Genomic DNA, 7,640 nt, shown 5'->3' on the forward strand with positions numbered 1-7,640 from the left:
AGGTTAGATATCAAGAAAATCTTTTACTCTCTGAACATATGGAGTTTTATCATATCCATTATACAAGCTTGTAGCAAGACGAACAGGGTCTCCAAAGAAAAACCGCTCATAATGCGTCTGTCTTGTTCCAAAAGCGCTCATGCTGAGATCCCAGGCAAGTCTGAAAACTTTCACTCTTTCAAATGCCGGCAAAGCAGCAGATTGCAAATACTTTTCAAGATCCTGACTGATTTCGGATTGGAAATCAGCCTCTGAAGGCAAGGAAATAAGGCCGCTTGCCCCTATAAGCTGGAGAATTTCAATGAAACTGGGATAAAGTTTCGTATACATTAGCTTTGAAACATCCAAAGAATAAATATCTGGAACCATAATGCCTCTCTTATCATGCTTAGCATGGTATTCAGATGCAAGAAGAAGTGCCTTTAATGATTCAAGACCAAGAATGATATCACTGATCTTATGTTTAATATGAAGATAATCATCTACACTTATGGCCTCGGCCAGGGATTGGGCCACACCAAGAATAAATTCTGTTTTGACAACTTGCCGAGACAATACTTGGTGAAGAACATGCGAATTAAAATTCATTTCATTGAACATGCTCATTGCTTTCGAATAATTTTGAAAAAGAAATACATTTTCCCAAGGAACTTCTACATTATCAAAAACTACAATTGCATCCAGCTCATCAAACCTTGAAGCGAGCGGATGATTAAACCGGCTCTGGTCGTATGAGAAGGATTCTCTGCAAATGAATTTCAGGCCAGGGGTGTCTGCCGGAATGCAAAACGCATAAATATAAGGTTCGGCTATATAATTGCCCCCAGCTGGCAGCACAAGGAGCTCATCTGTCATACCTCCTTGTGTAGCGAGCAGCCTGGCGCCTTTTATAACGATCCCATTATTTGTTTTTTTAACGACCTGGGCTGCAATGACGTCTTCTGAATCTTCAAAATAAGCCACAGACCTATTGACTTGAGGAGTGATAAAAGTGTGGGTAAAGCATAAATCTTTTTCTCTCGCACGTTCATATATTTCTTTGGCATGTTTATCAAAAGGGTAGTCACCATCTTTAAAAAAATCTGAGGCTGTTCCCAAAGCCATGATAGTAGTGTTCATATATTCCGGCGATCTCCCAAGCAGACCTGCATTGGTTTTTGCCCATTCCTGAGTAGCAAGCCTTCTTTTTTCCAGGTCTTCTTTCGAAGCAGGCGGTAAAAAAGAAGTACCTGTTTTTTGGCCTGTTAAGGGGGATTTATATGTTAGAAGATCTGTTTTCTCTTCCTCATGCTGCATGTCATAAAGGTGTGCTTTACTCTCAATGACCCCTTTAAATGCAGGATGAACCGTTATGTCTAAAACTCTTTTCCCGTTTAGCCATATTTCAGGATTCATTTTTTTCAGCCGGTTTTTATATTCCTTTCCATTTATTGCAGGCACTCGACTCAGCTCCTTTAAAATAGCCGTTATTCCATCATATGTGTATACAGCCTGGTTAAGGCTTGCAGGGACAGCGTTAGAAATTATTTTACTTATTGAAGGAAGTACAAAAAGAGGTTAAGTCTTTTCCGGTTTTATAATTAGAAAATCTAATGATTGAAATAACTAAAATTTATTTTACTAATACACTCTCGTGCGATAAAGTAGACATTGAAACCTTTTATCCACTAAACCAACTTAGTTGATAGGGATAATGGAAAAGCAATTAGATGAATTCCTTTTTATTATCAGTTAAAGTAAAAGAAGTGCAGGATGTATCAAAAAATGACGGAAAATTAAGTTTATACATAATAGTGAGGTGGTAGCTATGAAACTTCAGGTAACAAATAGTCCATTTAATCAGGAGCAGGCTGATCTTCTTAATAGCCTTCTGCCGACTTTAACTGAAGCTCAAGCAATATGGCTGACCGGCTATCTTGCTGCAGCACAGTCTGCACCTGTAATTAATGCAAAAGATACGGGAGCAGCAGAGAGCCCTGCACAAATGGCAGAAAAGGCCATTTCAAAAGAAGTAACCATTCTATACGGCTCACAGACTGGAAATGCTCAAGGGCTTGCAGAAAAAAGCAGCAAAGCACTCGAGGAAAAGGGCTTTCATCCAACTGTCTTATCAATGAATGAGTTTAAGCCTAAAAATTTGAAAAAAACAGAAAATTTACTAATATTAGTCAGCACTCATGGAGAAGGAGATCCTCCGGATAATGCACTGTCTTTTCATGAATTTCTGCATGGGAAGCGTGCTCCGAAGCTCGAGGGGCTCCGTTTTTCTGTTCTTTCTCTTGGAGACAGTTCATATGAGTTTTTCTGCCAAACAGGTAAAGAATTTGATCAGCGCCTTGAAGAGCTCGGCGGTACCCGGCTTTATCCAAGAGTAGACTGCGATCTTGACTATGATGAACCTGCAGCAGAATGGATGGAAGGAATTATCAGCAGCTTAAGTGAAAAAAAGCATGCTGATGGGAATGACCCTGTAGAGGAAAAAGCCAGCCAAACTGGTGAAACTGTTTATTCAAGATCCAATCCATTTAAAGCGGAAATATTGGAGAGTATAAATTTAAACGGCCGCGGTTCTAATAAAGAAACCACGCATCTTGAGCTGTCTCTTGAAGGATCTGGCCTCACATTTGAACCTGGGGATAGTCTTGGAATTTATCCGGAAAACGATCCTGTTCTTGTTGATTTGATTCTTGAGGAAATGAACTGGGATCCTGAAGAAATTGTGACGGTAAATAAACAAGGAGATGTCCGTTCTCTGAAGGAAGCGCTCATATCACACTTTGAAATAACTGTATTAACGAAACCGCTTCTTGAACAGGCTGCAAAGCTCTCAAACAATAAAGAACTGCGCGAATTGCTGTCGCCTGGAAATGAAAGAGCCTTAAAAGAATACTTGAATGGTCGTGACCTGCTTGATTTATTAAAGGACTTTGGTCCATGGAGCTCAGAACCGCAAGAAATGATTTCTATCCTGAGGAAAATCCCAGGGCGTCTGTATTCAATAGCAAGCAGCTTAAATGCAAATCCCGATGAAGTTCATATAACCATCGGTGCTGTCCGTTATGAAACACATGGTCGTTCTCGAAATGGTGTTTGTTCCATTTTATGCGCTGAACGGCTTCAGCCAGGAGACACTTTGCCTGTATATATTCAGTCTAATCAAAATTTTAAGCTTCCAGCAGATCCTGATGTTCCAATCATCATGGTTGGTCCGGGAACGGGAATAGCTCCATTTCGTTCCTTCATGCAAGAAAGAGAAGAAGCAGGTTCTCAAGGCAAATCATGGCTGTTTTTTGGAGATCAGCATTTCGTAACAGATTTTCTCTATCAGACAGAATGGCAAAATTGGCTTAAAAACGGTGTGCTCACTAAGATGGATGTTGCATTTTCACGCGATACAGATGAAAAAGTGTACGTTCAGCACCGCTTGCTTGAACATAGCAAAGAATTGTTCGGCTGGCTTCAAGAGGGAGCAGCAGTTTATATTTGCGGAGACGAGAAAAATATGGCGCATGATGTTCATCACACACTCATTGAGATCATCGAAAAAGAAGGCGGCATAAGCCGTAAAGAGGCAGAAGATTATCTTGCAGGCATGCAGCAGGAGAAACGATATCAGCGAGATGTATATTGATTAGAATTGAAAGGAGTTTTCTAATATGGTGAACCAAAATTTAAAAGCACCAGAAGGACCGCCAAGCGATGTTGAAGAGATTAAAGAGAGAAGCAATTATTTGCGCGGTACTTTGGCAGAAGTCATGCTCGATCGGCTTAGCGCCGGTATTCCTGACGATGACAATCGGCTGATGAAACATCACGGCAGCTATTTGCAGGATAACCGGGATCTCCGCAATGAGCGGCAAAAGCAAAAACTTGAACCTGCCTATCAATTCATGCTCAGGGTCCGTATGCCTGGAGGAGTAGCTCGAGCAGACCAATGGCTGGTGATGGATGATCTGGCTCAAAAATATGGTAATGGCACATTAAAGCTGACGACACGCCAAACGTTCCAAATGCATGGTATTTTGAAATGGAATATGAAAAAAACCATTCAGGAAATTCATGCTTCCATGCTTGATACTATTGCAGCGTGCGGGGATGTTAACCGGAATGTCATGAGCACTTCAAATCCTTTTCAGTCTGACTTTCATGCTGAAGTTTATGAATGGTCTAAAAAATTAAGTGATTATTTGCTTCCTCGGACTAGAGCTTATCATGAAATTTGGCTGGATGAAGAAAAGGTAGCTGGAACACCTGAAACAGAAGAGGTTGAACCGATGTACGGGAAGCTTTATCTGCCAAGGAAGTTTAAAATCGGTATTGCCGTGCCTCCTTCCAATGATATAGATGTCTTTTCACAGGACCTTGGCTTTATCGCTGTAATCGAGAATAATAAACTGACGGGTTTTAACGTAGCCATTGGCGGAGGAATGGGAATGTCCCATGGCGACAAAGCGACCTATCCTCAGCTCGCCAAAGTAATTGGCTTCTGTAAAACTGATCAAATTCTTGAAGTAGCAGAGAAGATTATCACCATTCAACGGGACTATGGAAACCGTTCTGTCCGAAAAAATGCCAGATTTAAATATACGGTTGACAGATTGGGACTTGAAAACGTAAAAGCGGAACTGGAAAACCGGCTTGGCTGGAATTTGGAAGAAGCTCTGCCGTTTCATTTCGATCATAATGGCGACCGTTATGGCTGGGTAGAAGGGATTCAAGGGAAATGGCACTATACTCTCTTTGTAGAAGGAGGGCGTATTGCAGATTTTGAACAATATAAGCTGATGACAGGGCTTCGGGAAATTGCGAAGGTTCATAATGGAGAATTTCGTCTAACGGCTAATCAAAATCTGATCATTGCCAATGTAACAAATGAAGAGAAAGAAAAAGTAAATGAACTGCTTAAACAATACGGCTTACTAGTAGGCAGCCATATTTCAGCACTCCGCCGAAGCTCAATGGCCTGTGTTGCACTTCCGACGTGCGGACTGGCAATGGCGGAGGCAGAAAGATACTTACCGGTTCTTATTGATAAAATTGAAGAAATTGTTGATGAAAACGCTCTTCGCAATGAAGAAATAACCATTCGAATGACTGGCTGTCCGAACGGATGTGCACGCCATGCACTAGGGGAAATTGGCTTTATCGGTAAAGCACCTGGAAAGTACAATATGTATCTTGGAGCAGCATTTGATGGCAGCCGATTAAGCAAAATGTACAGAGAAAACATAGGTGAAGAAGAAATTTTAAACGAATTGCGTGTTCTTCTGCCAAGATATGCAAAAGAAAGAGAAGAAGGAGAGCACTTTGGTGATTTTGTGATCAGGACTGGCGTTATAGGTGCCACATCAGACGGGACAAATTTCCATGAGTAATGGTATTCAAGAGAAAGAACGCGAAAAGCACACCTGCCTTTATGAAAGAGCAGGTGTGCTTTTTCCATTTTGTACATGGATATTCAATCAAAAAAAAGATTCCTCACTGGGAATCTTTTCTATTTGTTTCTTCTTTTTGTTTGAATTTTTTCGCTCTTTTCTTCATCGAACTTGTAATATACCCTCCCTTAAAGGAACGGAGCTCATATGAGGTCATAAAGGCTTTAGGTTCAATACTTTCTACAATATCAAGAAGCTCTTGTTCCCTGGACCTTCTAGAGACAATATCAAGCCTGTAGCGGACCGAGTTAATACCCTGTCCCGTAAATACAGTAACGCCAAAACCTGCTTCCCGCAGAGAAGATACCAATTCATCTGATCTTTCTACAAGGTTTACATGGTAGGTAACATATCCAATGGCAAGCTTTGCCTCTAATTTGCCGCCGAGAAATAAGCCAACGCCAAAACCAAGTACATAGCCTGCGATATTATAAAAGTTGGAAAGATCCTGAAAAACAATTCCCAAAGCTACAATATAAATAGCGGCTTCTAAAAGACCGACACCTGCTGCTGCTTTCGTCTGACTTTTTACTAAAAAAATGGTTCTCAGTGTTAAAATGGGTACGTATAAAATTTGAAGTGCGAAAATCAATAGAGCCTGTAGCACAATGAAACCTCATTTCATATAAAGTATTGCATTAAATCATTTCTTAGCCTGTTCAATTGTTTTCAAAATACAAATGAGAATGCAGGCTGCATCCTGGATTAAAGCTTGCCGAGCAATTCGGGCATGTGGAATCACAGCTTAAATAGTCCTCTATTCTCAATTCCAATCCGCAAGATCCGCACAAAATCGCTTTTTGTTCAAATTGATTGTTTGGCCATACTTTTATGGGATGATTTGCATGATTTTCATGACAAGCATAACATGGAAAATAGGTTTGGCAACAATAAAATTTTATTGCGATAATATCTTTTTTTGAGTGATAGTGAACACATCTTGTTTCCGAGTCAAATAGATCACCTTTGACCTCTATCCCTTTACAAAACATCATTTTCACCTCAGATATTATTTTAACACCTATTTTTAAATAGGGAAAACTACAATTTGTCATCACTAAAACCGACAAGTCTGAAAAATGATTAAATGGTTCATATTGTGTATGATAGAAGTGGAGATTTCTAATCTACTTTTTTAGCAGGAGGGGGCACTTGAGATGAAGAAGCTGATCGCGATTGATTTAGACGGCACACTGCTGTCATCTAGAATTAAAATATCTGAAAAAAATATACAGGCAATTAAAAATGCTCAGGAAAAAGGCCATGAGGTAATGGTTTGTTCCGGAAGAGCACCGGAAGATATTATTCGGATATTAAAAGAGCATCAACTTGACTGCCATGTAGCTGGAAGCAACGGTACGGTCGTTTATGTACATGAAAAACTGCTGCATATGGTATCTATAAAAGATGAGGATGCAAAAGAAGTGGCATCCATCCTTGAAGAAAATCATATGCCATACAGGGTTTATACAAGTCATGGAATCTTTATCCCTGACAGCTGGTCGGAAAATGTCAGTGAAGTGATCCAAAGCGGGAGAGCCGCAATCGATAATCTAAAAGAAAAAGAGTATAAATACATAACTGAGCAGCCAAAAGAAACGGATATGATTAAAGTCTTTTCTAATGTAAATTCTTTATTAAACAAGGAAGATCTATTGATTCAGAAATTTTTCATCCTGACTTTGGATTTGGTTCAAAAAGAAAAGCTCGCCCAAATGTTCAACAAAGTAGACGGAATTAATGTGACTTCTTCAGGGCAGCTCAACCTTGAGATTATGGAACAAAACGGAAACAAGGCAGCAGGTTTAAAGGCCGTCGCCAAGTATTTTGATATTCCTATGGAAAATACAGTAGCCATCGGCGACAATTTCAATGATCTTCCGATGCTTGAAGAAGCTGGTTTATCAGTCGCAATGGGTAATGGAGATCCTGAAATCCAAAAGCTTTGCGATGTTATCACTCTGACTAACGATGAAAATGGGGTTGCCTATACCTTTGAAAAATTCATTATGCAGGAATTTTAAAATACATTGGCTTTACTGCAAAGATAACAAAAACGAAATCCATTTTGGATTTCGTTTCAGTTTGTAGACAAAAGGCATTCGGATGTCTCTATCCGTATGCCTTTTTGTTCATTTTTAAGTAATTTAATGCTTTACAGACCTCTTCCTTGGATACTTTTATGCCATTTTTCCAGATTCCCAA

6 protein-coding genes are annotated in these 7,640 nt (G+C 39.9%); 3 read left to right on the top strand and 3 right to left on the bottom strand.

Annotated elements, in window-relative coordinates:
• Window positions 1-3 precede the first annotated feature (3 nt).
• Entirely contained in the window at window positions 4-1,440 is a 1,437-nt protein-coding gene (hpaB, locus tag ACOT8F_RS17850) for a 4-hydroxyphenylacetate 3-monooxygenase, oxygenase component (protein WP_421653281.1), read from the bottom strand.
• Window positions 1,441-1,807: 367 nt separating this feature from the next.
• Between hpaB and ACOT8F_RS17855 the strand changes: the two genes are divergently transcribed.
• Both ACOT8F_RS17855 and cysI read left to right on the top strand, forming a co-directional pair.
• Complete coding sequence (locus ACOT8F_RS17855; RefSeq protein WP_421653282.1) at window positions 1,808-3,631, top strand: assimilatory sulfite reductase (NADPH) flavoprotein subunit; 1,824 nt, start codon at window positions 1,808-1,810, stop codon at window positions 3,629-3,631.
• Between the two features lie 25 nt (window positions 3,632-3,656).
• The gene (cysI, locus tag ACOT8F_RS17860) at window positions 3,657-5,375 is read left to right on the top strand and encodes an assimilatory sulfite reductase (NADPH) hemoprotein subunit (protein ID WP_421653284.1); all 1,719 of its coding nucleotides are present in this window, start codon (window positions 3,657-3,659) and stop codon (window positions 5,373-5,375) included.
• Window positions 5,376-5,478: 103 nt separating this feature from the next.
• On the opposite strand, the gene ACOT8F_RS17865 is transcribed toward cysI, so the two are convergent.
• Window positions 5,479-6,042 (bottom strand): DUF2179 domain-containing protein, encoded by a 564-nt coding sequence (locus ACOT8F_RS17865; RefSeq protein WP_421653285.1) that lies wholly within the window; start codon window positions 6,040-6,042, stop codon window positions 5,479-5,481.
• 52 nt (window positions 6,043-6,094) lie between these two features.
• Window positions 6,095-6,427 carry a CHY zinc finger protein gene (locus tag ACOT8F_RS17870; RefSeq protein ID WP_421653299.1) on the bottom strand — a complete coding sequence of 111 codons (333 nt, stop codon included), beginning with the start codon at window positions 6,425-6,427 and terminating at the stop codon, window positions 6,095-6,097.
• A 165-nt stretch (window positions 6,428-6,592) separates the two neighbouring features.
• On the opposite strand from ACOT8F_RS17870, the gene ACOT8F_RS17875 reads away from it, so the two are divergent.
• Window positions 6,593-7,459 (top strand): Cof-type HAD-IIB family hydrolase, encoded by an 867-nt coding sequence (locus ACOT8F_RS17875; protein ID WP_421653286.1) that lies wholly within the window; start codon window positions 6,593-6,595, stop codon window positions 7,457-7,459.
• Window positions 7,460-7,640 lie beyond the last annotated feature (181 nt).

This window comes from Chryseobacillus diguaensis (assembly GCF_049220665.1).
Lineage (GTDB): Bacteria > Bacillota > Bacilli > Bacillales > Bacillaceae > Metabacillus_B.